This is a genomic window from Dietzia sp., from assembly GCF_036741115.1.
Classification (GTDB): Bacteria; Actinomycetota; Actinomycetes; order Mycobacteriales; family Mycobacteriaceae; genus Dietzia.
The window spans coordinates 8,519-9,222 of record NZ_DAINST010000095.1 but is presented as its reverse complement, the minus strand read 5'-3'; the positions used below and the strand labels follow the sequence as shown (position 1 = coordinate 9,222).

At 69.9% G+C, this 704-nt stretch carries 1 protein-coding gene; it reads right to left on the bottom strand.

Annotation, left to right across the window (positions count from 1 at the left end; all coding sequences use genetic code 11):
• The coding region (locus V7E05_RS12500) for an LppM family (lipo)protein (protein ID WP_442891678.1) at positions 1-516 on the bottom strand (516 nt) is incomplete at its 3' end.
• Between the last annotated feature and the right edge of the window lie 188 nt (positions 517-704).

The following is a 704-nucleotide window of genomic DNA, read 5'->3' as shown; positions in this document are numbered from 1 at the left end:
GGACGTGAGGTCGATGTTGCCGGTGAAGGTGACCTTGCTCCCGGAGCGGCTGAAGCTCAGGGTGAAGGGGTTCGCCTCGTCGGGCTGCATGCCGATGACCATGTTGTCGACGTCCGCGAAGGTGAGGTCCGTGAAGTAGACCTCCTTGCCCACGAAGTTGTTGGCAGCGTAGTTCGAAATGCGGACCTTCTCCTCGAGCCCGGTGGGCACCGAGACCCCGCCGAGGTCCTCGGCCTGGGTCGGGTTGTTTCCGGCGAGGAGGATGCGCCCGGAGACGGTGTCGTTCTTGCTCACTGACATCTCGGAGCTGAGCTGGAGGCAGCCCGAGAGGCCGAAGGCGATGGCAAGGATCAGCGGGAGAAGCAGGCCGCGGCGCAGCCACGCGGGGCCGGCGGAATTCGTGCGCGCGGCGCCGGGCCGCGGCGCCGGGAGCGTCGACTGCGTCTCTTCCTTGATCACGATCACGGTGGTCCATTCTGCCTGCAGTGGGATCGAGTGCGCCTGGCGACTCGCCATATCGGTGCGAGAACGCCGTCGGCACCCGCCCGGGCCCGCGCTAGTGGTGGAGCCTGCGCCGGTGGCGCCGGAGGTGGCGGGCGGCGAGCGCGGCCGAGGAGCGCCCGCTCGTGCCGATCACGCCACCTCCCGGGTGCTGCGAGGCGCCGGCGAGGAAAAGGCCGCGCACCCCGGGGACGGCGTAGCGC